Annotated in this window: 25 protein-coding genes; 22 read left to right on the top strand and 3 right to left on the bottom strand. The window is 48.0% G+C overall.

Annotated features, from left to right (window positions below):
* Positions 1–88 precede the first annotated feature (88 nt).
* The 4 genes from CI595_RS07540 (at position 89) to CI595_RS07555 (ending at position 3,175) form a co-directional block, all read left to right on the top strand.
* Positions 89–298 (top strand): FeoA family protein, encoded by a 210-nt coding sequence (locus CI595_RS07540; RefSeq protein WP_095172666.1) that lies wholly within the window; start codon positions 89–91, stop codon positions 296–298.
* A gap of 72 nt (positions 299–370) precedes the next feature.
* Positions 371–592 carry a FeoA family protein gene (locus tag CI595_RS07545; protein WP_095172667.1) on the top strand — a complete coding sequence of 74 codons (222 nt, stop codon included), beginning with the start codon at positions 371–373 and terminating at the stop codon, positions 590–592.
* Between the two features lie 199 nt (positions 593–791).
* Entirely contained in the window at positions 792–2,981 is a 2,190-nt protein-coding gene (feoB, locus tag CI595_RS07550) for a ferrous iron transport protein B (protein ID WP_095172668.1), read from the top strand.
* Between the two features lie 35 nt (positions 2,982–3,016).
* Positions 3,017–3,175 (top strand): FeoB-associated Cys-rich membrane protein, encoded by a 159-nt coding sequence (locus CI595_RS07555; RefSeq protein ID WP_095172669.1) that lies wholly within the window; start codon positions 3,017–3,019, stop codon positions 3,173–3,175.
* 62 nt (positions 3,176–3,237) lie between these two features.
* Here CI595_RS07555 and CI595_RS07560 read toward each other — a convergent pair whose 3' ends face one another.
* The gene (locus tag CI595_RS07560) at positions 3,238–4,488 is read right to left on the bottom strand and encodes a nucleotidyltransferase (protein ID WP_095172670.1); all 1,251 of its coding nucleotides are present in this window, start codon (positions 4,486–4,488) and stop codon (positions 3,238–3,240) included.
* A gap of 242 nt (positions 4,489–4,730) precedes the next feature.
* Here CI595_RS07560 and CI595_RS07565 point away from each other — a divergent pair, with 242 nt between their 5' ends.
* The 11 genes from CI595_RS07565 (at position 4,731) to CI595_RS07615 (ending at position 17,881) form a co-directional block, all read left to right on the top strand.
* Complete coding sequence (locus CI595_RS07565; protein ID WP_095172671.1) at positions 4,731–5,933, top strand: acetate/propionate family kinase; 1,203 nt, start codon at positions 4,731–4,733, stop codon at positions 5,931–5,933.
* A gap of 58 nt (positions 5,934–5,991) precedes the next feature.
* Positions 5,992–6,519, top strand: a complete 528-nt coding sequence (locus CI595_RS07570; RefSeq protein ID WP_095172672.1) for a YceD family protein — start codon at positions 5,992–5,994, stop codon at positions 6,517–6,519.
* A gap of 2 nt (positions 6,520–6,521) precedes the next feature.
* Positions 6,522–6,707, top strand: coding sequence for a 50S ribosomal protein L32 (gene rpmF, locus CI595_RS07575; RefSeq protein ID WP_018597460.1), 186 nt, complete (start codon positions 6,522–6,524; stop codon positions 6,705–6,707).
* 305 nt (positions 6,708–7,012) lie between these two features.
* A complete protein-coding gene (locus tag CI595_RS26580; protein ID WP_243135120.1) occupies positions 7,013–7,819 on the top strand; it encodes a hypothetical protein in 807 nt (268 codons plus the stop codon).
* 260 nt (positions 7,820–8,079) lie between these two features.
* On the top strand, positions 8,080–9,090 hold the full coding sequence (plsX, locus tag CI595_RS07585; RefSeq protein ID WP_095172673.1) for a phosphate acyltransferase PlsX: 1,011 nt from the start codon (positions 8,080–8,082) through the stop codon (positions 9,088–9,090).
* A 77-nt stretch (positions 9,091–9,167) separates the two neighbouring features.
* Positions 9,168–9,398 carry an acyl carrier protein gene (acpP, locus tag CI595_RS07590; protein ID WP_095172674.1) on the top strand — a complete coding sequence of 77 codons (231 nt, stop codon included), beginning with the start codon at positions 9,168–9,170 and terminating at the stop codon, positions 9,396–9,398.
* Positions 9,399–9,519: 121 nt separating this feature from the next.
* Positions 9,520–10,230, top strand: a complete 711-nt coding sequence (gene rnc / locus CI595_RS07595; RefSeq protein ID WP_095172675.1) for a ribonuclease III — start codon at positions 9,520–9,522, stop codon at positions 10,228–10,230.
* Positions 10,221–13,781, top strand: coding sequence for a chromosome segregation protein SMC (smc, locus tag CI595_RS07600; protein WP_095172676.1), 3,561 nt, complete (start codon positions 10,221–10,223; stop codon positions 13,779–13,781). Before rnc ends, smc begins: the two co-directional genes overlap by 10 nt.
* 8 nt (positions 13,782–13,789) lie before the next feature.
* A complete protein-coding gene (gene ftsY / locus CI595_RS07605; protein WP_095172677.1) occupies positions 13,790–14,728 on the top strand; it encodes a signal recognition particle-docking protein FtsY in 939 nt (312 codons plus the stop codon).
* A 12-nt stretch (positions 14,729–14,740) separates the two neighbouring features.
* The gene (gene ilvA, locus CI595_RS07610; protein WP_095172678.1) at positions 14,741–15,952 is read left to right on the top strand and encodes a threonine ammonia-lyase; all 1,212 of its coding nucleotides are present in this window, start codon (positions 14,741–14,743) and stop codon (positions 15,950–15,952) included.
* A 498-nt stretch (positions 15,953–16,450) separates the two neighbouring features.
* Positions 16,451–17,881: an MFS transporter gene (locus tag CI595_RS07615; protein ID WP_095172679.1), complete on the top strand. Its 1,431-nt coding sequence runs from the start codon at positions 16,451–16,453 to the stop codon at positions 17,879–17,881.
* Between the two features lie 172 nt (positions 17,882–18,053).
* Here CI595_RS07615 and CI595_RS07620 read toward each other — a convergent pair whose 3' ends face one another.
* Positions 18,054–19,169 (bottom strand): DUF362 domain-containing protein, encoded by a 1,116-nt coding sequence (locus tag CI595_RS07620; RefSeq protein WP_095172680.1) that lies wholly within the window; start codon positions 19,167–19,169, stop codon positions 18,054–18,056.
* 385 nt (positions 19,170–19,554) lie between these two features.
* Between CI595_RS07620 and larC the strand changes: the two genes are divergently transcribed.
* Positions 19,555–20,874, top strand: coding sequence for a nickel pincer cofactor biosynthesis protein LarC (gene larC, locus CI595_RS07625; protein WP_162291825.1), 1,320 nt, complete (start codon positions 19,555–19,557; stop codon positions 20,872–20,874).
* 2 nt (positions 20,875–20,876) lie between these two features.
* A complete protein-coding gene (gene larE / locus CI595_RS07630) occupies positions 20,877–21,713 on the top strand; it encodes an ATP-dependent sacrificial sulfur transferase LarE (protein ID WP_095172682.1) in 837 nt (278 codons plus the stop codon).
* A gap of 153 nt (positions 21,714–21,866) precedes the next feature.
* Here larE and CI595_RS07635 read toward each other — a convergent pair whose 3' ends face one another.
* Positions 21,867–22,517, bottom strand: coding sequence for a TetR/AcrR family transcriptional regulator (locus CI595_RS07635; protein WP_095172683.1), 651 nt, complete (start codon positions 22,515–22,517; stop codon positions 21,867–21,869).
* A 346-nt stretch (positions 22,518–22,863) separates the two neighbouring features.
* Between CI595_RS07635 and CI595_RS07640 the strand changes: the two genes are divergently transcribed.
* From CI595_RS07640 to CI595_RS07660, 5 genes are all read left to right on the top strand, one after another.
* Positions 22,864–24,237, top strand: a complete 1,374-nt coding sequence (locus tag CI595_RS07640; protein WP_095172684.1) for an MFS transporter — start codon at positions 22,864–22,866, stop codon at positions 24,235–24,237.
* Between the two features lie 151 nt (positions 24,238–24,388).
* On the top strand, positions 24,389–24,733 hold the full coding sequence (gene ylxM, locus CI595_RS07645; RefSeq protein ID WP_095172685.1) for a YlxM family DNA-binding protein: 345 nt from the start codon (positions 24,389–24,391) through the stop codon (positions 24,731–24,733).
* Positions 24,734–24,736: 3 nt separating this feature from the next.
* Positions 24,737–26,083 (top strand): signal recognition particle protein, encoded by a 1,347-nt coding sequence (gene ffh / locus CI595_RS07650; RefSeq protein WP_095172686.1) that lies wholly within the window; start codon positions 24,737–24,739, stop codon positions 26,081–26,083.
* Between the two features lie 36 nt (positions 26,084–26,119).
* Positions 26,120–26,365, top strand: coding sequence for a 30S ribosomal protein S16 (gene rpsP / locus CI595_RS07655; RefSeq protein WP_095172687.1), 246 nt, complete (start codon positions 26,120–26,122; stop codon positions 26,363–26,365).
* Positions 26,366–26,386: 21 nt separating this feature from the next.
* Positions 26,387–26,617, top strand: coding sequence for a KH domain-containing protein (locus CI595_RS07660; protein WP_018597481.1), 231 nt, complete (start codon positions 26,387–26,389; stop codon positions 26,615–26,617).
* Positions 26,618–26,720: the final 103 nt, after the last annotated feature.

Raw genomic sequence — 26,720 nt, forward strand, 5'->3', positions numbered from 1 at the left:
GTTGACAAGACACGTTAGGGTGTGCTAACTTATAAGTGGTTAGAAAAACCTAACTCGATGATGCATGATAAATAAGGAGTGGTGAAAAATGCCTTTAACTATGGCTTCGGCAGGAGAAACAAAACAGGTTAAAAAAGTGGGCGGCAAAGAAGACGTAAGACGCCATCTGGAGAATCTTGGCTTTGTAACAGGAACGGATGTGACCGTTGTTTCCCAATTGGGCGGCAATGTGATCGTCAATGTGAAGGATTCCAGAATTGCCATCAGCAGTGAGATGGCTAACAGGATCATGGTATAGCAAAGAGAAAATAGATTTGGACCTGCCTTATGGAACAGGTATGGTTACATAGAAAGAGGAGGATATGCAGAAATGGAGACACTGCGGAATGTAAAATGCGGACAGAGCGTCAAAGTGGTGAAGCTGCATGGAGAGGGCGCTGTCAAACGCCGTATTATGGATATGGGGATCACCAAAGGCACAGATGTCTATGTGAGAAAAGTGGCACCCCTGGGTGACCCCATAGAGGTTACTGTGAGAGATTATGAGCTTTCCCTGAGAAAAGCAGACGCAGAGATGATTGAAGTTCAGTAGAAGGGCTGCCGGCTTTTGAAGGCCGCAGCATTTTTCGGGATTTATGGTTAGAATATTCTAACCATATTTTTTGGAAATGAAGTTAGCCAAAGCTAATTTCATAGAATACAAAAGGGGAATAAACCCGCCTGCTGCACTAGACACACTCTAGGGACCAAAAAGATTTCTGCAGGAGGAGAAGATAGAGGAGGAAGAGAAAATGTCAGTTAAAATTGCGCTTGCCGGCAACCCTAACTGTGGTAAGACCACACTGTTCAATGCGTTGACAGGGTCTAATCAGTTTGTGGGAAACTGGCCCGGTGTTACAGTAGAAAAAAAGGAAGGTAAGCTGAAAGGGAACAAAGATGTTATCATCATGGACCTTCCGGGAATTTATTCCCTGTCACCTTACACACTGGAGGAAGTGGTAGCCAGAAACTATCTGATCACAGAGCGTCCGGATGCCATATTAAACATTGTGGACGGCACGAACCTGGAGAGGAACCTGTATCTGTCCACCCAGCTTATGGAGCTTGGTATTCCTGTCATCATGGCAGTGAACATGATGGATGTGGTAGCAAAAAACGGAGATGTCATTAAGATCCGTGAGCTGTCCGGACAACTGGGCTGTGAAGTGGTGGAGATTTCCGCGTTGAAAGGTACCGGGATCCGGGAAGCAGCCGATAAGGCAGTGCAGATTGCCCGGAAAAAAAGTGCAGGGATGCCTGTCCATAAATTCCAGAAGCGTGTGGAGGAGGCACTGGATGAGATCGAAGCTCTGCTGGGCGGAAATATTCCGGAGGAACAGAGGCGTTTCTATGCGGTAAAACTTTTCGAGAGAGATAATAAGATCGGTGAGACCATTTCCGGTCTGCCGGATGTGGAATCTATCATCATAGCCGTGGAAAAAGACCTGGATGATGACTCGGAGAGTATCATCACCAATGAGAGATACACGTACATAGGAAATGTGACCAAGAAGGCATACAATAAAAAGAGCAAGGGGAAGATGACAACCTCAGATAAGATTGACGGGATCGTTACAAACCGTTTCCTTGGCCTTCCCATTTTCTTTGCGGTGATGGCCCTGGTTTATTATATATCTGTGAGTACAGTGGGCGGATGGGCGACTGACTGGGTAAATGACGGTGTGTTTGCGGATGGATGGAACTTCCTGGGGATTTCTTCCCTACACGTTCCCGCCATACCTGAACTGCTGAATAACGGCCTGGAGGCCATCAACTGCGCGGCATGGCTGCAGAGCCTGATCGTGGACGGTATTGTAGCAGGTGTAGGTGCAGTCCTTGGATTTGTGCCCCAGATGCTGGTATTGTTTTTATTCCTGGCATTCCTGGAAGGATGCGGATACATGGCCAGAGTTGCCTTCATTATGGACCGTATCTTCCGTAAATTCGGTCTTTCCGGAAAGTCCTTCATCCCTATGCTGATTGGTACGGGATGCGGTGTTCCGGGCATTATGGCATCCAGAACCATTGAAAATGACAGAGACCGTAAGATGACTATCATGACAACCACATTTATCCCGTGCAGCGCAAAACTTCCCATTATCGCCCTGATCGCAGGCGCCCTGTTCGGCGGTGCATGGTGGGTGGCACCCAGTGCGTATATTGTGGGGGTTCTGGCAATCATTTGTTCCGGGATCATATTAAAGAAAACCAGGAAATTCGCTGGCGACCCGGCTCCTTTCGTCATGGAGCTTCCGGCATATCACATGCCAACCGTGGGAAATGTCCTCAGGAGCATGTGGGAGAGAGGCTGGTCCTTCATTAAAAAAGCAGGTACGGTCATTCTTCTTTCCACAATCTTTATCTGGTTTACCCAGGGATTCGGTTTTGAGAACGGTTCCTTTGGTATGGTTGATGATATGAATCATTCCCTGCTGGCAGCTATCGGCAAAGGTATCTCCTGGCTGTTCATTCCTCTCGGATGGGGAGACTGGAAAGCAGCCGTTGCAGCCGTCTCCGGACTGGTTGCAAAGGAAAATGTGGTTGGTACTTTCGGTATCCTTTACGGATTTGCGGAAGTGGCGGAAAACGGGTCTGAGATTTGGGGAACACTGGCAGGCAGCTTTACAGCCGCTGCTGCATATTCCTTCCTGGTGTTCAATCTTCTGTGTGCACCCTGCTTTGCAGCTATGGGAGCCATCAAACGTGAAATGAACAATGCAGGCTGGTTCTGGTTTGCCATCGGATATCAGACCTTGCTGGCGTACTGCTCATCTCTGGTTGTCTACCAGATCGGACATCTTTTGGAGGGCGGAGCGTTTGGTTTCGGCACCGTTGCGGCAATCCTTGTATTGGCAGTTTTCCTTTATCTGCTGTTCAGGCCGTACAAAGAAAAAGGTACATTAGATGTGAAGATCAAGACAGGTAAGGCGGCGAAGGCATAAATGCCTTCCGGCCTGTCCGGAAAGGTGGGATAGATATGAATGCTGGGACAATCATAGTGCTGTTACTTTTACTCTGTGTTGTGGGGCTGGTCGTCAGAAAGATGGTGAGAGACAAGAAGGCCGGCAATACCTGCGGAAGCTGCGGCGGCAACTGCAGCTGCTGCCACGGGGCAGCAGAAGAGAAAGTAAAATAAAAGTGCTTTTACGCAGCCGGATGGAACACTGGCGTGTGTCGGGCTGAAGTTTCAGACACACGCTAAAGGATAACGGGAGGCTTTTGTATATCATTTACAAAAGTAGTCCCGTTTTTTTGTGTGCGGACCGTTTCATACAGGTTGGAGGCAAACAAGTCCTGCCGGAATTTTTTCCGGGCTGTCTCATCCAGCAGCTTTTGGTAGTCCGCCGCTTTGGTGATGAGAGGAATTTCCGCCTTTTCTTTGATTTCCCGAAGAAGGCCCCTGTCAGCCTTTTTAAAGCCCAGTATTCGAGCATATGGGGGCACGGAGAGAGGGCGTTCCTCTGCTTTTATGTTGAGAAGCACATGGAGAAGCGCCCGGCTGATACGGGTGTACGTCAGCTCTCGTGTTTTTAACAGGGCCGAAAATTGAGAAAAGCTTTGGTATTCGTTTAAACGGGCATGGATACGTCTGGCCAATTCCGGGGACATATCAGAATACATGCTGAGTTCTTGGGGAGTATGCAGCATCAGTTTGTAGCGGAGCAGCAGTGAAAAATCATCCTCCCAAACAGGAGATTCCCCGGAGAGCCTGTCCGCTGCCAGCAGGGCGGCTGAACTTGGCATGGTATTTGTGAGAAATCCATCATAGCCGGACGGTATCTTTTTATCTCCTGCCGGGATTTCCTTTAAAAAGTTTCGGATGGCGGTGGCACTGGGAAAAGAAGCGGACAAGTTCTTGTCATGATATCCCGCGCCTTCGCGCTTCAGTGCAAAGGGCTGTATTTTACTGTTTGACCGCTTCAGGGCCTTTATATATTCCAGGCCAAGGATATTGTTGGGGGAATCCAGAAGCCCGGCCAGAGATTCAGGGCGGTTAAGGTCTGCAAAAGCTTCTTTGCGGGCAGCGGGAAAAGAATAGCCCTTTTTTAAGAGGGAACGGAGCGTATGCTGATAAGCGGTGTGTTCCGTTAAAAGAGCTTCCGCACATGCAGCCAGGGCCGCCGTATCCCCGGATTCGCTTCCAAAACAGAGCGCATCCACACAGCCAAGCCGATCCAGCACCTGGACGGCACCGGAAGCAAAATATTCCGCGCTTGCGCAGGCGCTTGAAACAGGCAGTTCCAGCACCAGATCCGCACCGTTCAAAAGAGCCATGCGGGTGCGGAGATATTTGTCAAACATGGCAGGCGCTCCTCTCTGCACGAAATCTCCGCTCATGATCACTACAAGGTGCTCAGCGTCTGTAAGTTCTCTGGCCTTTTTAAGATGGTACGCATGGCCTTTATGAAAAGGATTGTATTCGGCAACGATTCCGGTGATTCTGCTCATAGGATCCCTATTCCCTTCTTTAATGAAAGTCTGTTCCACTTGTCCTGTATTATTGGTTTAAATATAACAAATATTCTGTCTCCGGACAACCATTTATATTTTCCCGTTACATGTTCCTAAAAGAATACAAAATTTGCCCGTAAATTTAAACAGTGCCCTTGTACCATTTTTTGAAAAGATGTATAATGATACCAAACGTGGCTGTTTTGGCCGCGAAGATGTATGATAACGGAGGAAAAAACATGAACGTATTAGTAGTAAACTGCGGAAGTTCATCCCTGAAATTCCAGTTGATCAATTCTGACACAGAAGAAGTGGCTGCAAAAGGCTTATGTGAGCGTATCGGCATTGACGGAAGACTGGTTTATCAGCCGACAGGCGGAGAGAAAGAGACAACAGAAGCAGCAATGCCAACCCATACAGAGGCCATCAAAATGGTCCTTGACGCTTTAGTAAACCCGAAGACAGGTGTATTAAAGAGCCTGGACGAAGTGGAAGCCATCGGACACCGTGTCCTGCACGGAGGTGCTAAGATTTCCGATTCCTGTATCATTGATGACGAGGTTATCTCTGTTATTGAAGAGTGCTGTGACTTGGGACCGCTGCACAACCCGGCTAACTTGATGGGTATCCGTGCATGTATGGAACTGATGCCCGGCAAACCAAACGTGGCAGTGTTCGACACCGCTTTCCATCAGACTATGCCGGAGAAAGCATACATGTATGCGATCCCGTACAAATATTATGACAAATACAAAGTCCGCAAATACGGTTTCCACGGAACTTCCCATCGTTTCGTATCCAAAGAGACCATTAAATTCCTGGGACTTGACCCGGACAACTCCAAAGTGATCGTAGCGCATTTAGGAAACGGTTCCTCCATCAGCGCAGTTGTGAACGGCAAATGTGTGGATACCAGCATGGGCCTGACTCCTCTGGAAGGTCTTGTGATGGGAACACGTTCCGGTGATCTGGACCCGGCTGTTCTGGAATTCATCTGCGGAAAAGAAAACATTGATGTAAAAGAGATGGTCCGCATCCTGAACAAAGAATCCGGACTGTTAGGTCTGTCCAGAGGTCTGTCCAGCGACTTCCGTGACTTAAACGAAGCCAGAGAGCAGGGCAACCCGGATGCGGGGAGAGCCGTTGACTGCCTGTGCTACCGTATTGTAAAATACATCGGTTCCTATGTGGCAGCTATGAACGGCGTGGACGCCATCGCTTTCACAGGCGGTATCGGTGAGAATGCCATCCCGGTTCGTGAGACGGTTGTCAACAGCCTTTCTTACCTGGGAATCACCCTGGACGAGGAAGCAAACCAGAAACGCGGAGAGAACATGATCATCTCCACAGCAGATTCCAAAGTGAAAGTTGCCGTGGTTCCCACCAACGAAGAGCTTGCAATCTGTCAGGAAACAGCAGAATTAGTCAAGAATGAGAAATAATAGTTGACAAATTGAAAATCCCTATGTATAATTTACTAGGTGTGATTAGGAGACTATTATGCTAATTGATTTATCAGAAATTTTATCCCTAGAAGGAAAGACACAGGTCGTAGAAGCACCTGTTTCCATGGATTCCTTTCAATCGAAACTAGGCAGCTTTCCTGTGAAGGTAAAAGAGCCTGTAGTACTTACAATAACGAATACCGGCAAAAAGGTTCTGCACCTGGAAGCAAGAGGCAGTGTAACTCTGTCCATTCCCTGTGACCGCTGTTTAAAAGAGGTTCCGGTGGACTTTCCCTTTGCACTGGAAAGAGATATGGATATGAAGGTTTCGGAGGAAGACAGGATAAAAGACTTAGATGAAATTAATTATGTCACAGGTTGTAGCCTGGATGTTGAGCAGTTAGTGCATAATGAGATTTTAATCCGTTGGCCTTTACGGGTCCTGTGTAAAGAGGACTGCAAGGGAATCTGCAGCCATTGCGGCAAAGATTTAAATGACGGCCCCTGTTCCTGCGAGCAGGAAAGCCTCGATCCGAGAATGGCAGCAATCCGTGATATATTTAGCAAATTTAAGGAGGTGTAACTATGTCCATCTGTCCAAAAAATAAAACTTCAAAAGCAAGAAGAGATAAAAGAAGAGCTAACTGGAAAATGAGCGCTCCGAACTTAGTAAAATGCAGCAAATGTGGAGCTTTAATGATGCCACACAGAGTATGCAAAGCTTGCGGAAGTTACAACAAAAAAGAAATCATCAAAATGGGTGAAGAATAATCCATGCATGAGAAAGGCCTTCTGGACAACCAGGAGGCCTTTTTGTAATATTTTTGTAATAAATTTATAAAAAACCTTGCGGTTTATGTAAAAACAAGTTAATATAGAACTGGAATTACAACTGATGAAATAAAGATCACATGTAACAGTTCAGACAAGCTGAACCGTTACGCATCCAGCCATTAAAAATCGCTTCGCGATGAGCCGGATGCCTGCCGGTACTACTTTTTCATACGGTCAGCGCAGTAAATGTGCAGACCTGTCTGAACTGTTACGATCACATTTCTATTAAAGGAGGAAGATGGATGAATAAATGGTTAAAGAAAGGGATTCTGCTTCTTGCAGTCGGATGCCTTACTTTTGCCGTGACGGGCTGCAGCGGGGAAAAGGTGATGGACAAGGTTCTGGAAAAGACAGACCCCAAGCCAGAGAATACAGATAAGAGCAGTGAGAAAGAAGATGAGGATAAGACGCAGGAACCGGAGGTTGCGGTTGCAAAACCGGAGTTCACTACAAATCTCAGCGGTTCCGTTACTTATAAGACCGGAGATAAGGCAGAAGCCCTGAAAGTGGAGGTAAAGACATCGGACAAAGGTGTCATCACTTACCAGTGGTACCAGAGCCAGACGAACACCAACGGAGGCGGTACTCCGGTGGAAGGAGAGACAAAGAACACCTTTACCCCTCCTACCAATGAGGCGAAGACCATGTTCTATTATGTGGTGGCCACCAGCACCATCGGTTCCTCCACAAATGGCATAACCAGTGATACGGCAGAGATCATCGTGTCTGACGACGCGGAAAGCAAGGATGCCGAGAAGAAAAAATCAGAGGAAAAGAAGGACGAAAAGAAAGAGAAGAAGGAGAAAACCTCTGGAACCTGGACAGAATCTGATAAAGGCTGGTGGTACGATTACGGAGACGGCACCTATCCCAAGAGCCAGTGGCTGGAGATTGAGGGCAAGTGGTATGCCTTTGATGACCATGGCTATATGAGAAAAGGCTGGTATCAGGAAGGCAGCGCCTGGTATTATCTGAAAGATGACGGTTCCATGGCAGTAGATACCGATGTGGAAGGCTATCATCTGGGCAGTGACGGAAAAATGCAGTAAATAAGAAATAGCAGTAACTATTTAGTAGGTCTGCGCATGCATTGCGCTGACCGTAAGAAAGCGTTCCGCAGCCAAGCAAAGATCCCATCGCCAAAGACGATTCTGCACGGATCTTTGCCTGTAACTGCGAGGATACTGAACAGTTACAAATAGTATAAAAATGGCAGGCGGCTGCTGTAAAAGAATATCTTTTACAGCAGCCCTCTTGCGGTTTTAAAGGATGTCTGGTAAAATTATCTGCAGAATACAGGAGGCAGAATATGGAGAATATGACAATTGTGGCAGTGGATGCCATGGGAGGCGACAATGCACCGGCGGAAATTGTCAAAGGTGCAGTGGACGCTGTGAAAGAAAAAGCAAACCTGAAGGTACTTCTGGTAGGCCTGGAAGAGGCTGTAAAAAAAGAATTGGAGGCCTGCGGCAATCCCGGAGATAGGATTGAAATTGTTCCCGCATCCCAGGTTATAGAGACAGGAGAACCGCCGGTTGCCGCGATCCGGGGCAAAAAGGATTCCTCCATCGTGGTTGGGATGAAGCTGGTGAAGAAAGGGGAAGCAGACGCTTTCGTATCCGCAGGAAGCTCCGGAGCCATCCTGGTGGGAGGCACTACCATTGTGGGCAGGATCAAAGGTGTGGAGAGAGCACCTCTGGCCCCGTTGATCCCCACAAGAGACGGTGTGTCTCTCTTAATAGACTGCGGTGCCAATGTAGATGCCCGCTCCTCCCATCTGGTGCAGTTTGCCCGTATGGGGTCCATTTACATGGAGCATGTTATGGGGGTCAGCAAGCCACGTGTGGGAATCGTGAACATAGGCGTTGAGGAGGAGAAAGGAAATGCTCTGGTAAAAGAAACATATCCGCTTCTGAAAGCATGTGAGGATATTAATTTTATCGGCAGCATAGAGGCCAGGGAAATTCCCAACGGGGCGGCAGATGTCATAGTGACAGAAGCCTTTGTGGGAAATGTGATCCTGAAGCTTTACGAGGGCGTGGGTGCCACTTTGATCTCCAAGGTGAAGCAGGGCATGATGACAACTCTGCGCAGCAAAATAGGCGCCCTTTTGGTGAAACCGGCACTCAAATCCACATTAAAAAGCTTTGATGCCAGCGAGTACGGCGGAGCGCCGCTTTTAGGCCTGAAGGGACTTGTGGTAAAATGCCATGGAAGTTCCAAGTCTTCGGAGGTGAAGAACTCCATCATCCAGTGTATTTCGTTCAAAGAACAGAACATCAGTGAACGGATCGGGAAGAATATTATTTCATCAAAATAGGCCATGCTGTACCCGGTGAATGACCGGGTGCGGAGGGAAACATCAGATAAAAAGGAAAAGCATAAGGAGGAAAAGAGATGGAACTGGAAAAATTACAGAAGATTATTGCGGAGGTTTTAAATGTGGATTCCCATGAGGTTACCATGGAGACCACATTTGTAGAAGACCTGGGAGCCGATTCTCTGGATATTTTTCAAATCATCATGGGCATTGAGGAGGAGTTCGATATCGAGATCCCCACAGAGGAGGCCGAGAAAATCGTATCCGTAGGCGATGCGGTGGAAGAGATTAAAAAACTGATTGGTTAATGACAAATCGGATGTCCCAAATCCGGCTGCCAGATTCAATCTGAATCTTCCGGGGATTTGGTGACATCCTCTTTTTCTAAAACAATAAAAAAATGCGGGATAAGTCCCGGAAAGGAAAACTATGAAAAATTTGAAAAAACTCATGGAACTGGAGGCAAGGACAGGATATAAATTCCAGGATTTCGATCTGCTCATAAATGCCATGACCCACAGCTCCTATGCCAATGAACACAGAATTTCCTATGTGGGAAACAATGAGCGTTTGGAGTTTTTGGGAGATGCGGTGCTGGAACTGACATCCAGTGAATTTTTATTTGAAAAACATCCCCAGATGCCGGAAGGGGAACTGACGAAGAAGCGTGCCAGCATGGTCTGTGAGCCTACATTGGCCCTCTGCGCAAGAGAACTGTCGCTGGGGGAATATCTGCTTCTGGGCAAAGGCGAGGAGGCCACAGGAGGCCGCAGGAGAGATTCCATCGTGTCAGACGCCATGGAAGCACTGATCGGTGCCATTTACCTGGATGGCGGTTTTGCTAATGCAAAAGAGTTCGTTCAGAAATTTATCCTGAATGATATTGAGAATAAACAGCTCTTTTATGATAGCAAGACTACACTTCAGGAGATCGTGCAGGGCAGGTACGAGGAGGATGTGCGCTATGTGCTCCTTCGTGAGGAAGGGCCTGACCACAACAAATCCTTTTATATGCAGGCACTTCTGGGAGAAAAGGTGCTGGGAGAGGGCTGCGGCCACACCAAGAAGGCAGCAGAACAGCAGGCAGCCTACTGCGCCATCAAAAAACTGAAAAACGACAAAGGTGATTTATGTATCTAAAGAGCATTGAAGTGCAGGGATTTAAATCCTTTGCCAACAAGATAACATTTGAATTTCATAACGGCATCACCGGTATTGTAGGGCCAAACGGCAGCGGCAAGAGCAACGTAGGCGATGCCGTCCGCTGGGTACTGGGCGAGCAGAGTGCCAAACAGCTTCGAGGGGGCAATATGCAGGATGTTATCTTCTCCGGTACGGAGACGAGAAAACCCCTGGGATTCGCTTACGTTGCCATTACTCTTGACAACAGCGACCACCAGCTCCCCATCGACTATGAGGAGGTCACTATAGCCAGAAGGCTGTACCGCTCCGGGGAGAGTGAATATCTCATGAACGGCACCTCCTGCCGGCTGAAGGATGTAAATGAGCTGTTCTATGATACCGGTATCGGAAAAGAGGGCTATTCCATCATCGGACAGGGCCAGATCGACAAGATCTTGAGCGGCAAGCCGGAGGAGAGAAGAGAGCTTTTTGACGAGGCTGCCGGAATCGTGAAATTTAAGCGGAGAAAAGCCTCAGCGCTTAAAAAACTGGAGGAGGAACAGCAGAACCTGACCCGTGTCAGCGACATTCTCTCAGAACTCACAAGACAGCTGGCCCCTTTAGAAAGACAGTCTGAGACAGCCAGGATCTATCTAAAGAAAAGAGAGGAATTAAAAGGCCTGGATACCCAGATGTTCCTCTCGGAGATGGAGCGGATCAAAGAGCAGCTCCGTGAGGTGGAGGGAAAATACGGGATCGCCCAAAGCGACCTGGAGGAGACCACCAAAAGCTTTGAAACCACAAAGACTGAGTACGAACAACTGGAAAAAGAGCTGGAGGAGCTGGAGGAGAATATCCAGCAGTTTAGGGAGGAATCCACCCAGAAGGCCTTATTGAAACAACAGCTGGAAGGTCAGATCAATGTGTTGAACGAGCAGATCCACGCGGCGAGGCAAAGCGATGAGCAGTACCGGGAGCGGGTAAAGCACCTGGAAGGCGAGATCGCCAGACGCCGGGAGGATGCAGAAAAATACACAGGGGAAAAGAGTGAGCTGGACGCTAGACTTGCGGAGGCGGAAGCAGCCCAGGAAGGGGCGAAGAAGCAGTTCCGGGATCTGGCCATTGAGATCCACAAACTGGAGGAAAAGATCGAGGAGGACAAAAATGAGATCATAGAGATCCTCAATATGCGGGCCTCCACAAAAGGAAAGATGCAGCGCTATGACGCTATGATGGAGCAGATTTCCCTGAGAAAGACAGAGTTAAACCAAAAGCTCCTGCGCCTGAAAAGTGAGGCAAGCCAGCAGAGGGACGCAAAAGAGCGCTATGAAAAAGAGCAGCAGGAGATAGAGGAGAACATAGAAAAGCTCACCAGACAGAGCAATCACAGCGAGGATGAGATAAAACGCTGTCAGGCGCTGATCTCCAAAGCCGGCAGAGAGCTGGATATGGGACAGACAGCTTATCACAGGGAGGCTTCCCGCCTGGAATCCCTGCAGAACATCACGGAGCGCTACGACGGATACGGCAACAGCATCCGCCGTGTTATGGAGCAGAAGAAAAATGTCCCGGGCATCCGGGGTGTTGTGGCGGATTTGATCAAAGTCCAGAAGAATTATGAGACAGCCATCGAGACTGCCCTGGGCGGCAGTATCCAGAACATAGTTACAGACAATGAGGGCACAGCCAAGGAGCTGATCACCTTCCTGAAACGGAATAAATATGGCCGTGCCACGTTCCTGCCCCTTACCAGCATGAAAAATAAAAAGCCCTTTGCCAATGCCGCGGCCCTGAAAGAGCCGGGCGTCATCGGGGTTGCCAGTGAGCTGGTGACTGTGGATGCGGAATATGAAGGGCTTACCAATTACCTGCTGGGCAGAACCCTGGTGGTGGACCATATTGACCACGGTATCGCCATTGCCAGGAAATATCAGTATACCATCCGGATGGTGACCATTGAGGGGGAATCTCTGAATCCAGGCGGTTCCCTGACAGGCGGTGCCTTTAAGAATAACAGCAACCTGCTGGGACGCCGGCGGGAAATCGACGAGCTCAGAAACAGTGTGGAAATGCTGAAAAAGGATTTGGAGGAGAAGCAGGCGGAACTGGACGGTTATCGGGAGAAGAGGAACCACTTCCGCGACGAGGTGGCCCGTCTGGGAGAGCTTCTGCAGGAACAGTACCTGCGGGACAACACAGTGCGCATGAACCTGCAGTCCATGGATGCCAAAAAACAGGAGATCGCAGATGGCTATGAAAGCCTGAAAAAAGAGAATGCGGAGCTGGAAAAACAGGTGGCTGAGATCTCTGAGAACAGTGATTCCATCCGCCTGGAACTGGAGACAAGCGCGGCGCAGGAAAAAGCCCTGGAGGATGCCATCACCATTAACCAGGAAGCTCTGGATGAGAAGAAAAAGTTGGAGACTGCACATTCCAGAAGTCTGGAGCAGGCACATTTGGAAACGGCCAATCTGACGTCAAAGCGAGGATTCCTGGAAGAAAACCTGTCAAGGCTGAAAGAGGAGACGAACAGTCTGAAGGAGCAGATGGAATCTCTGCTTGGAAGTCTTAAAAACGGCAAGGCCGATATGGAGAAAAAAGTCAGGGATATTGAGGAAATACGGCTGACCATTGAAGGCGCCGAGAAGGAGGCGGTGGAGGACGAGGCAAAGATGCAGGAGTACCTTCAGCGCAAGGAAGAGATGAACCGAACGCATAAATCCTTTTTTGACAAGCGGGATGAGCTGTCGGCCAGAATGAATCTCTTAGACAAGGAGTGTTACCGCCTCACCGGCCAGAAGGAAAAGCTGGAGGAAAGCCAGGAGAATCAGGTCAACTATATGTGGGAAGAATACGAGATGACCTACGGCCAGGCTCTGGGCCAGGAGTTCGGGGAGCTGATGGAGCGTTCGGAGATCAAAAAAGCTCTGGGAAGTGTCAGGGAAGAGATCAAAAAGCTGGGCAATGTGAATGTGAATGCCATTGAGGAGTACAAGGAGCTGTCAGAGCGTCACACCTTCTTAAGCACCCAGCATGCGGATCTGGTACAGGCAGAACAGACACTTCTTGGGATCATAGATGAACTGGACACAGGAATGCGCAATCAGTTTGAAGAGAAATTTTCACAGATACGCATCGAATTTGACAAAGCGTTCAAAGAGCTGTTCGGCGGCGGAAAAGGTACACTTGAACTGGATGAGGATGCGGATATCCTGGAGGCAGGCATCCGTATCATATCCCAGCCCCCGGGCAAAAAACTGCAGAATATGATGCAGCTCTCCGGTGGTGAGAAAGCCCTGACCGCCATAGCACTGCTGTTTGCTATCCAGAACCTGAAGCCGTCCCCCTTCTGTCTGCTGGATGAGATTGAGGCGGCCCTGGATGATTCCAATGTTACCCGCTACGCAAAATATCTGCACAAGTTGACAAAAAATACACAATTTATTATTATAACACATAGAAGAGGTACCATGACGGCTGCGGACCGTCTGTATGGTATCACTATGCAGGAAAAAGGTGTGTCCACACTTGTTTCCGTTGATCTTATAGAAAATGATTTGGACAAATAGGAGGGCATATGGCAGAGGAAAAAGAAAAAAAAGGCTTTTTTCAGCGCCTGGTGGCGGGACTTTCCAAAACCAGGGCAAATATTGTATCCGGCATAGATTCCATTTTCAGCGGATATTCCAGTATTGATGACGATTTTTATGAAGAGATAGAAGAAATCCTTGTTATGGGTGATCTGGGGATCAATGCAACCACCCATATTGTGGAGGAGCTAAAGGCCCAGGTGGCGGAGAAGAAGATCAAAGACCCCCAGGAGTGCAAACAGCTCCTAATGGAAAGCATCAAATCCCAGATGGCTGTGGGGGAGACTGCGTATGAGTTTGAGCACCGCAAGTCCGTGATACTGGTCATTGGGGTAAACGGTGTGGGTAAGACCACATCAGTGGGCAAGCTGGCAGGCAAGCTGAAAGACCAAGGGAAAAAAGTGATCTTGGCAGCAGCAGACACCTTCCGGGCAGCGGCAGGGGAACAGCTTACCCAGTGGGCGAACCGGGCCGGCGTGGAGCTGATCGGCGGTCAGTCAGGCGCAGACCCTGCAAGTGTGGTCTATGACGCCATTGCGGCGGCAAAAGCCAGAGATGCGGATGTGCTTCTGTGTGACACAGCAGGGCGTCTTCACAATAAGAAAAACCTGATGGAGGAGCTGAGAAAGATTTACCGCATCATTGAGCGGGAATATCCGGAGGCCTATCTGGAGACACTGGTTGTCCTAGACGGCACCACAGGGCAGAATGCCCTTCTGCAGGCCAGACAGTTCAATGAAGTTGCCAACGTGACAGGCATCATATTAACGAAACTGGACGGAACGGCAAAAGGCGGAATTGCAGTGGCAATCGAATCTGAGCTAGACATTCCGGTGAAATATATAGGGGTAGGAGAGAGCATTGACGATTTGCAGAAATTTAATTCCGATGAATTCGTAAACGCGCTTTTCGACATCAAGGAGTAAAGGAGAAAAATTATGCTGACCCTGGAGAAATTTGAAGAAGCGTCGGAAATCGTAAAAAAAGTGACGCAGGACACCAAGCTGGTCTACAGCGACTATTTCAGTGCCCAGACCGGCAACAAAGTTTACTTAAAACCGGAAAATATGCAGGTGACAGGAGCTTATAAGCTCCGCGGCGCCTACTATAAGATCAGCACGCTGTCTGAGGAGGAGCGCGGGAAGGGCCTGATAACAGCCTCAGCGGGCAACCACGCCCAGGGCGTTGCTTACGCGGCAAAAGCATTTGGTGCAAAAGCCGTCATCGTCATGCCTACCACCACACCGCTGATCAAAGTGGAACGTACCAAGAGCTACGGGGCAGAGGTGGTGCTCTATGGAAATGTCTATGATGAAGCCTGTGACTATGCCTATAAGCTGGCGGAGGAGCACGGATACACCTTTATTCACCCCTTCGATGACCCGGCTGTGGCCACGGGACAGGGGACCATTGCCATGGAGATCATCAAGGAGCTGCCGTTGGTGGATTACATTCTGGCACCCATCGGGGGAGGCGGCCTGATCACAGGGGTATCCACTCTGGTAAAGCTTCTGAATCCCAATATCAAGGTGATCGGCGTGGAGCCGGCGGGCGCCAACTGCATGCAGGCATCCTTAAAGGAAGGGGAAGTTGTGACCCTGGACGGCGTAAACACCATTGCGGACGGTACTGCAGTAAAACGCCCCGGAGATCACATTTTCCCTTACATCCAGAAAAATGTGGATGAGATCATAACCGTTGAGGACTCTGAACTGATCGTGGCATTTTTGGATATGGTGGAAAATCACAAGATGATCGTGGAGAATTCAGGCCTCCTGACTGTGGCGGCCTTAAAACATCTGAAGTTTACCGGCAAGAAAGTGGTATCCATTTTAAGCGGCGGCAATATGGATGTGATCACCATGGCCTCTGTGGTACAGCTGGGACTGATCGCGCGGGACAGGATCTTTACCGTATCGGTCCTTCTGCCGGATAAGCCGGGTGAACTGGTCCGTGTGGCATCTGTCATTGCCCAGCAGCAGGGCAATGTGGTGAAACTGGACCACAACCAGTTTATCAGCGCCAACCGTTCCGCTGCCGTGGAGCTTAAGATCACCATCGAGGCATTTGGCACAGACCACAAGAACCAGATCATAAAAGCGCTGGAGGATGAGGGATACCGTCCGAAACAGATAACCGCCAATCTGTAAACAACGGAATGATATGATAGGCGGGATGCCGGCATTTTGGTACGAAAGTTACCAAAATGCCGGTATTTTTGTGTTATAAAGATGTCCATTGACTTTCAGATTGCCCTTTGGACCTTTTTGCATGGCAAAACAATCTTCAGATAGAATATGATTTAACCGTAACTATTCAGTAGGTCTGCGCATTCACTGCGCTGACCGTAAGAAAGTGTACCACGGCCAAGCAAAAATCCCATCGCCAAAGGCGATTCTGCATGGATTTTTGCCTGTAACTGTGAGGGTACTGAACAGTTACATTTAACCATTTAATATATCACAGTTGTAAAATGGACTAAAAACAAGACTGTAAAATTGGTATAATTAGATAAATATTCAAAAATTAGGCGTAAAACATTGTAAAAACAATGACGAAATGCTATTGTATATTTAAAAGACTGACCGGTTTCATGTCACTGAAAATACCTTGGAAACAAGGCCGCTGTCAAAGAGAGTGTGATATGTATGAAGGAAAAAGAGGGAAACAGTAAGAGGAGTTCCGGAATCAGTAAGTCATTGAGACGGTTTTTTGGTGTAGGAGATATGGGTTTTAATTTGATGACCAATATTGAAACCTATTATTTCCAGTTTTTCCTGACGGATGTTGCCAAGTTTGCACTTCCAATCGTAACTTTGATCTCCACAGTGTCCAGTCTTGTGGATGCAGCGCTGTCCTGGGCGTACGGCGCGTTTTTAAACACCATGAAGCCCATGAAATGGGGCAGATACAGGTCATGGCTTGCGGTGATCCCATGGCTTGTTCCGTTTCTCTATGCCTTTCAGTTTATAAAGCTGAATGACGGAGTGGCGGCGGTTGTCATTATCATCATTGCCACGATCACCAGCCATATTGCATGGAACATACCTTTTGTGGCAAATATCTCCATGATCAATATTGCGGCAAAGACGCCGGAAGACAGGATGGCACTTTCCTCCACAAGAGCTGTCTGGGCAACCCTGGGAATGGTACTGTACTCCTATGTAGGTCCCGGAACCGTGGCGATCCTGGCATCTGTAGTGGGTGCAAAAAATTCCTACGGTGCAGCAGCGTTTGTGTTTGGCGTGCTGATGGCAGCAGGTTATTTTGCACACTTTAAGATGTTTGAAGGATATGAGGAGACCGGTGCGGAGGAGATCGCACGTCTGCAGAAAGAGAAGGCAGCCCGCAAAGAAGCACACGGCAAGAAAGAACATGGTATGATCAAATCGCTCACATCCAACCCGTATCTGCTGGGTTTGATCGTAGCGGATCTGACGAAGTATGTCTATTTATTTGTATCAAGCGGGATTGCAGTTTACTATTTTACCTATGTCGCAAAGCAGCCGGGACTGACAGCCACATTTATCCTGGTCTCCAATCTTCTGGGCGTTGCGGCATCGTACCTTTCAAAGAGTGTAGCGGGAAAGGTATCAGCCAGAAATACCGTAATATATTCTTATATTGCCATGGTAGTGGTATTGGTATTAGGTTTTGTTTTCTACAGCAGTACATGGGCAGTGCTCATATTCGTCAGTATCGCCCAGTTTTTCTGTACCATGACAAACGCCTGTGCGCCTGCACTCTACGCTGACTGTGCTATCTATAGTGAGTATAAGACAGGTGTCAATGCAACCGGGCTGATCATGGGCCTGAGCAATATCCCGCTGAAAATAGGCGTGGTGAGCCGCGGGATATTGATCAATGCATGTCTTGCAATGGCCGGATTTTCATCAGCGATCGTACAGTCAGGGGAGACGACTGCCAAGCTGGCAAGAGGGATCAGCATGGGATTTACATTGATCCCGGCAGTAGCAATGGTGATCGGTGCAGCTGTTATGGTATTTGGATACCGGCTGACCGGAAAAGCAGTGGAGGGATACTCGGCTGAAATTGAGCAGAGAAAGAATAGGGAATAAACAGGTAAAAAACAGATAGAAACAGATAGAAACAGATAGAAACAGAGGAATAAGGGTGCGGATTGACCGGTAAGTCTAAAAAAGCCCTGCCAATCAGGCAGGGCCGTGAGCCGGCGGAGTCAAAACATCTGACCGCCAAAGCGGAGATGTCTTGGCCCGCCAGGCTCATTTTTTATTTCACTTCTACAAGTTCGTACTCTTTCTGACCGAGACCGATTTTTACACCATGCTCAATGGATGATTCCCAGTTAGTCTCAGGGAAGATGGTGTGGAAGTGGTCGTGATGGGCCTCTTCTTTTTTCAGTTCTCCCAGGCGGCTGTTGGCAATCTCAGGCTGGGCGTTTACTGCATCCGCACAAGCCAGGTCCAGAGCAATGGGGTCAAAGGAGGCAAACATCCCCACATTGGGAACGATCGCTGCGTCGTTTTCCGCATGGCAGTCACAGTAGGGAGATACATCGATCACAAGACTGATGTGGAGGCAGGGACGACCATCCACAACCGCTTTTGTATATTCTGCAATCTTGCAGTTTAAGATGTCATTGGATTCATCCGAAGCCGGCTGTACGGCATCCTTGGGACAGACACCGATACATCTGCCGCAGCCTACACATTTGTCATGGTCAATAAAGGCTTTTTTGTTCTCAAACTGCGGTGCATTATGGGCGCAGACCTTAGCACACTGCTTACAGCCAATACACAAATCCTGATCTACGTGAGGTTTTCCGGCACTGTGCATTTCCATTTTGCCTGCACGGGAACCGCATCCCATACCGATGTTTTTCAGTGTACCGCCAAATCCGGTGGCTTCATGGCCTTTAAAATGGGTGAGGGAAATGAAAACGTCCGCATCCATAACTGCGCGGCCGATTTTGGCCTCTTTCACATACTGGCCGCCCTCCACAGGCACCAAAGATTCATCGGTTCCTTTCAGGCCGTCGGCGATCAATACCTGGCAGCCGGTGGTGAGAGGATTAAAGCCGTTTAGATTTGCGCTGTCCAGATGGTCCAGGGCATTCTTCCTGCCGCCTACATACAGGGTGTTACAGTCCGTAAGAAACGGTTTTCCTCCCAATTCTTTTACCACGTCAGCAACGGCCTTTGCGTAGTTTGGGCGAAGAAAAGCCAGATTTCCGGGCTCTCCGAAATGCATTTTGATGGCAACGTACTTGTCCTCAAAATCAATTTCACCAATACCGGCTGATTTAATCAAACGCTGAAGCTTTGTCAGCAGGTTGTCTCCATTTTTTACACGAAGGTCTGAGTAATATACTTTAGATGCTGTCATTTGTTTCATCCTCCAATCTATGTATTCTGGAGATAATTTTAGCATTTTACGATAAGAGATACAATAGAAAAACTTAAAAATAGCAATATTTGAACAGTTATATGCATATATGTCAATTTCTGACATTTTCAGTTCTGCAAAAGTGTGATAAAATAAATGTAACTGTGAGGGTACTGAACAGTTACAGGCAAAAATCTATGCAGAATCGCCTTTGGCGATGGGATTTTTGCTTGGCCGTGGTACACTTTCTTACGGTCAGCGCAGTGAATGCGCAGACCTACTGAATCGTTACAAATAAATAGCGTATGCGAAGGGACTCATGGGACCGGATGGTGCTCCGGCAAACATCCGATTGATAAAAATATACATAGACAGGAGCAGAAAAATGAGCAGAGAATTATATCTGGAATGTTACTCGGGGATCAGCGGTGATATGACAGTTGCCGCACTTCTTGATCTGGGTGTGGAAGAATCCTATTTAAGGCAGGAACTGGAGAAGCTGCATCTGGACGGCTATGAAATAAAAATATCACGGACAAAGAAAAATCAGATCACTGCAATGGATTTTGACGTGATCCTGACAGAAGAGGGGGAAGGGCATCACCATCACGGAGAGCATGTCCACAGCCATTCCCACAACAGTTTTAAGGAGATCTGTGAGCTGGTCAGCCGGTCGGACTTAAATGCCCATATAAAGGAAATGACCTTAAAGATTTTCCGCGTCATTGCAGAGGCGGAAGCAAAAGTCCACGGTACGCCGGTGGAGGAGGTACATTTTCATGAGGTTGGAGCAGTGGATTCCATTGTGGATATTACAGCAGCAGCCATATGCCTTTACAGGCTGGGATTTGACAGCATAACGGCATCTGAGCTTTGGGAGGGGAAAGGTACCACCTGGTGTCAGCACGGTAGGATCCCGGTACCGGCGCCCGCTGTGCTGGAGATGCTGGCAGAACACAGGGTCCCTGTTAAATTCACACCTGTGGAGGGAGAGATGATCACGCCTACCGGGGCCGGAATTGTGGCGGCACTGTCTGGGAGAAGAAAACTGCCTGACAGCTTTGTGGTGGAAAAGACGGGAACCGGCGCGGGTAAGAAAGATTTTCCCCATGCCAATATTCTGCGCGCTATGATATTGAATACAGAGACAAGGGCCGGGTTCATAGAGTGCAGGATGGACCGGACGGACGCAGAGGCTGCCGGCTGTTTTTCGGGGCAGGCTAAGGAGGCTGATAAAGAAAATACCGGGATCACACAGAACGTGGTATCCGTGTTAGAGACAAATGTGGATGACTGTTCCGGCGAACAACTGGGGTATGCAATGGAATGTCTGTTGGACGCCGGTGCGTTGGATACCTGCTGTATGCCGGTATATATGAAAAAAAACCGCCCGGCCTACATGCTTCAGGTTATATGCAGACCGGAAGATGAGGAGAAAATGGAAACAGTTCTATTCCGGGAGACCACAAGTATCGGCCTGAGAAAATACAGGGAAGAGCGGAGTATACTTCCAAGGGAGATCATAACCGTTACACTTTTGGACGGGCAGCAGGTCAGGGTCAAGAAATGCAGCCATCACGGGCAGGAATTCTACTATCCGGAGTACGAGGATATCAGGGCAGTCAGCAGGGCGGCAAACCGCAGTTTCCCGGAGATGTGCAGGGAAGCCGCAGAAGCGGCAGGCAGGAATAAAGACGGAGAGTGAGAATGGAGCAGAAATTTACAGAGAAAGAAGAAACCTTATTTTCTATTATGAAGAAATATACCGGCGAGGACGTATGTATCGCCTTTTCCGGCGGCACGGACAGCAGTCTTCTGCTCAAGGTGGCTGTGGACTGTGCCAAAAAGGACACAAAAATATATGCAGTGACTTTTGACACAGTCCTGCATCCTTCCTGTGACCTGGAGATCGCAAAAGAAGTGGCGAAAGAGATGGGGGCTATCCACCAGGTGATATTTATCAATGAGCTGGAGAATTCGGATATCAGGCACAATCCGGTGGACAGATGCTATCAGTGTAAGAAAATGCTGTTTGAAGATCTGATGGCATTTGCTGAAAAGGTCCACGCAGCGACGGTCCTGGAGGGAACCAATGAAGATGACCTGCATGTATACCGCCCAGGGCTGAAGGCCGTGAGGGAGCTGGGAGTAAAAAGTCCCCTTGCCGAGGCGGGCCTGACAAAACAGGAGGTGAGAAGCCTTGCCCATAAACTGGGAATATCCGTGGCAAACCGTCCGGCTGCCCCCTGTCTGGCCACCAGGCTTCCTTATGGGGCGGATTTACAGCCGGAACTTTTAAGAATGCTTGAGCGTGGGGAAACTTATCTGAAAGAGGCAGGGTTTTCCGTGGTGAGGCTTCGCCTGCATGGAAATATCGCCAGAATTGAGATTCCCGTATCAGATTTTGCTGCCTTTTTTGAAAAACGGGAGGAAATTACAGAGAAACTAAAAGCGATGGGCTTTTCTTATATCACCCTGGATATGGAAGGATTCCGCAGCGGCAGCATGGATGAGACACTGCAGGAAAGGAAAGTCGAAAAATAAAATACGGTTCTGCTTGCAGACAGGGAAAAAATGGTATATGATATATTCTATGGAAAAGAAAATATAAAATATCTCTAAAACGAGGGCGTTGTGAAACCGGAAAGTTTCGCAGCACCCTCGTTGTGCGTCTGTCCTGCATCCTGCAGTTATGTATCAGGGCAGCATATGAATATGGGAATAATCCAGTCCGGCAGATATTTCATTGGCTTTTTTCTGATTCTGCTGAATGATCACCGGGCTTAATCCTGCAATACGGACCGCTATGGTGGGAAGCAAGTCTAAAAGCCGTTGGAAGTCGCTGCTTCTGATATCTACATCTTTATTTTGTAAGATCAATTCACGTCTTGCACCGTACTCTGCGGTGGCACACCAATAATAAGATTCCGGTGTAATATCCACATGGAAATATTTCAGGATCTCCACCTGTTTTTTTCTGACTGCCTGATGGAATTCGCCGGGAACCAAGTCACTCTCATTGACTTCCAGATGGAAAGAAAGAATGTGCGGATCACTGAAAATCTGCATCATCATAATATTAGACTGCACCATGTGCACCTGCAGCTCATTGTCCAGAAGCCCTTCAACCTGACTGGCAATGAAATCCTTTATTTGATGGAGATAATCCATATATATTCGGTTCAGCAACTCCTGTTTTTTAAAATGATAATTGACCAGCCCTACCGGTACAGCGGCTTTTTGGGCTATCATCTGATAAGTGGTCTTTTTGTATCCGTTTTCGTACATCAGCTCCCGTGCAGTCTGATAGATCATTTCCTTTGTCAAAATCCCATTGGCATACTGCATGAAATCCCCCCTTATTTTTCTGCGTTACGTTTCATTCCGTGACCAGAAATTTTTTACGTTACTGTTTACTCCGTGTCCAGTAACACACTTCGTGATGCACAGATATGGAGCATTCTGTCCCATATCGCGCTGGCTGTCTCGGGATTTTCATGCATCCGGCATGAAAACGCCTCCTGGTACAGTGGCCTGTGAACAGTAACCTTTTTACATCTTTTTTTACATAATATCACAGATTGCGTAGACATTACAACGAAAAACTGTTACAATGAATATTATATAAATTGGAATTTGTTCAAAATTAACCGGAGAAAGAAGAACAGGCGACTGTGCGGAAAAGGAGGATAAGATGGGAGAAAGAAAAGAGAGACTCGGAGGGTATTTGAAGGTTTCATATGGCCTTGCAGATTTGGGATTTATCTTTATGGTTACCATGTCGAACACGTATCTGCTCATGTTTTATACGGACGTGGCCGGGATCACGGCGGCAGCAGCCGGGACGCTGATGATGGTTGGAAGGATCATTGACAGCTGCAGCCCGCCGGTCATCGGGGCTGTGATCGAAAAGAGCCATATGAAGTGGGGGAAATACAGGTCCTGGCTGATCATCGGGGCGCCGCTTATTTTTATCACGAATGCGCTCATGTTTCTGAACAACAGTATTCCCATGCCGGCAAAGGCGGTTCTGGCCTGCATTGTCTATGCTGTGTTCTGCATTTCCACGAATATTGCATACACGGGATATACGTCCATGAATTCGTCCCTTACCAATGACCAGAAAGAGCGTGTGCAGCTTTCCACTTTCCGGGGACAGGGCAACGCACTGGGGAAATGTCTGGCAGGATTTCTTCTGATCCCTATGATAACCATGCTGGGCGGGAGCAAGGAGATGAATGCCAGGGGATTTTTTATGTCAGCCATAGCAGCAGGCATAGTATGTGTACTACTGTACGGAAATCTGGTATATGCTTCAAAGGGAAAAGACATCCGGAGCATTCCCGGGGAATCAGGCGAAAAAGACAGTTTAAAGACAGGAGAGATGCTGGGGCTGGTTTTCAAGAACAAAAACCTGATGCTGCTGTTTTTGACAGATGTGGCCCGTATTTTAAGTATGCTGGTTATGTACGCCATGTTTCCTTATTTCTTTAAATACGTGGTGCACGATATCAATGGCGCGGCACCGTTTTTCGGGATAGTCAATATCCTGGCCTTTGTGGGAGCCAGCAGTGTGCCCTTTGTCACAAAGTTTTTATCCAAGAGAAACGCATATATCACAGGAAATCTCATACTGGCAGCAGGAATGATCCTGGCTATACTGTTCAGCAGCAGTGTCACAGCCATTATCGCACTTATTTCTGTAGGATACATTGGATACTCCTGGGGTAATGTGGTGAATACATCCATGTATGCTGATACGGTGGATTATGGCGAGTGGAAGACCGGGAAGAATGCCAGGGGGCTGTACTTTTCCATGTTCCAGCTTTCCATTAAGATAGCTGCGGTTTTCAGCACAGCCATTGCCGGTTTTGGTCTGTCCATTGTGGGATATGTGGCGAACACGGAGCCGACACAGCAGGTTATACACGGCATTCGTGTCATTTCCATGGGACTTCCGGCGGGACTTTTGATCCTGGGGGCAGTACTGCTTTTGTTCTATGACCTGAGTCAGAAGAAGATGGATAGGATACGGGAGGAACTGGAAGAAAGGAAAAGTGGAAAATAAATGTTGAGATGCAAAAAAACAGGCGGATAACAGTTTATTGCTATGAGGATGCCTGTGAACGGTCATAACAATCCTGTTTTTCAGAAAGATGTCAAGAAAAAATACTTGACACCGTGAAAAAGATGTTGTATGATACACAAGGTGATGACGAGTGGAAAAAATTGTTGAACAGACTTTACTATACGATTTCTATGGTGAGCTCCTAACCGAGCACCAGCGCAGAATATACGAGGATGTAGTGCTGAATGACTATTCTTTGAGCGAGGTAGCCGAGGATTTGGGAATCAGCCGGCAGGGTGTTCACGACAATGTGAAGCGCTGCGGTAAGATCCTGCAGGATTACGAGGACAAACTGCATCTGGTGGAGAAGTTTGTGAGTATCAAGGAAAAGATCCACCGCATCCGGGAATTGACCGGACACTGTGAGGCCATGAGCAAACAGGAACTGGTCACAGAAGTGGAACACATTTCCCAGGAAATATTAGAGGAGTTATAGCAGATGGCATTTGAGAGCTTAACCGATAAACTTCAGAATGTATTTAAAAACTTGAGAAAAAAAGGCCGTCTGACCGAAGCTGATGTAAAAGCAGCGCTGAAGGAAGTAAAAATGGCACTTCTGGAAGCTGACGTAAGTTTCAAGGTGGTAAAGCAATTTATGAAATCCGTTCAGGAGCGGGCGGTAGGTGCTGATGTCATGTCAGGATTGAATCCGGGCCAGATGGTGATCAAGATTGTAAATGAAGAGCTGGTCAATCTGATGGGCAGCGAGACTGCAGAGCTTATGTTAAAGCCGGGCGGAGAGATAACCGTCATAATGATGGCAGGTCTCCAGGGTGCAGGTAAAACCACCACAACAGCGAAGCTGGCCGGAAAGCTGAAGTCAAAAGGACGCAAACCTCTCCTCGCAGCATGTGACGTGTACCGTCCGGCAGCCATCACCCAGTTACAGGTGAACGGGGAAAAACAGGGCGTGGAAGTTTTCTCCATGGGAGATAAACAGAACCCTGTGGATATTGCCAAAGCAGCTTACGAACATGCAAAAAAAGAAAAATTCAATGTTTTGATTTTGGATACTGCAGGCCGTCTTCATATAGATGAAGACATGATGAAAGAGCTTGCAAACATCAAGGAAGCCATTGAAGTGGATCAGACCGTGTTGGTAGTAGATGCCATGACCGGTCAGGACGCGGTAAATGTGGCAGAAACCTTTGGAGAGAAAGTCGGCATTGATGGGGTGATCCTCACCAAATTAGACGGCGATGCCAGAGGCGGTGCAGCATTATCCATCAAGGCGATCACAGGCAAACCCATTTTATTCGTGGGTATGGGAGAAAAACTATCGGATCTGGAGCAGTTCTATCCGGACCGTATGGCATCCCGTATTCTGGGAATGGGCGATGTAATGAGCCTGATCGAGAAGGCCCAGGCGAATCTGGACGAAGAAAAAGCCAAGGAGATGGAGCAGAAATTCCGCAAGAATTCCTTTGGTTTTGACGACTATCTGGAAAGTATGAACCAGATGAAGAACATGGGCGGCTTATCCAGCGTATTGAATATGATACCGGGTATGGGCAGTCAGATAAAAGATATTGACAGCATGGTGGACGAGAAAGATATGGCAAGAAAAGAGGCCATGATCTTATCCATGACACCGAGAGAGCGCTCCCATCCGGAAATCCTGAACCCATCCAGAAAGGCGAGGATCGCCAAAGGGGCAGGTGTGGATATGGCGGAAGTCAACCGTCTGGTCAAACAGTTTGAACAGGCCAAGAAAATGATGAAACAGATGCCCGGACTCATGGGCGGTAAAGGTGGTAAAAGAGGAAAATTCAAACTTCCCTTTTAACATATAGAAGAAAAAATAAGCCAGGAGGTGAAAGAGATGGCAGTAAAAATCAGATTAAGAAGAATGGGACAGAAAAAAGCTCCTTTCTATAGAATCATCGTTGCAGATTCCAGATCCCCGAGAGATGGTAAATTCATCGAGGAGATTGGAACATACGATCCGAACCAGGATCCCAGCGTTTACAAAGTAGACGAGGAGGCAGCAAAAAAATGGCTGGCTAACGGTGCACAGCCTACAGAAGTTGTTGCTAAAATCTTCAAAGCAGCTGGTATCGAAAAATAGGATTCCGGGAGGTAGCTTGTGATGAAAGAATTAGTAGAAGTAATTGCAAAGTCTCTTGTAGATTATCCGGATGAAGTTGCGGTAACGGAAACAGAAGAGGACAATGCCGTACTGGTAGAGCTGAAAGTGGCTCCGGCAGACATGGGCAAAGTCATCGGCCGTCAGGGTAGAATTGCCAAGGCAATCCGTACCGTAGTGAAAGCTGCATCTTCCAAAAGCGACAAGAAAGTAGTCGTAGATATTTTACAATAACTGAACCGGCCGCCGAAAGGCGGAATTCCGGCGCAGGTGAGGAATACGACGGATTTTATCCGTTCTGTGTAAGCGGGAGCTGTCGCGGTAAATTTTACTGCAC

Source organism: Blautia hominis (genome assembly GCA_002270465.1).
In the GTDB taxonomy this organism is placed as follows: Bacteria; Bacillota; Clostridia; order Lachnospirales; family Lachnospiraceae; genus Blautia; species Blautia hominis.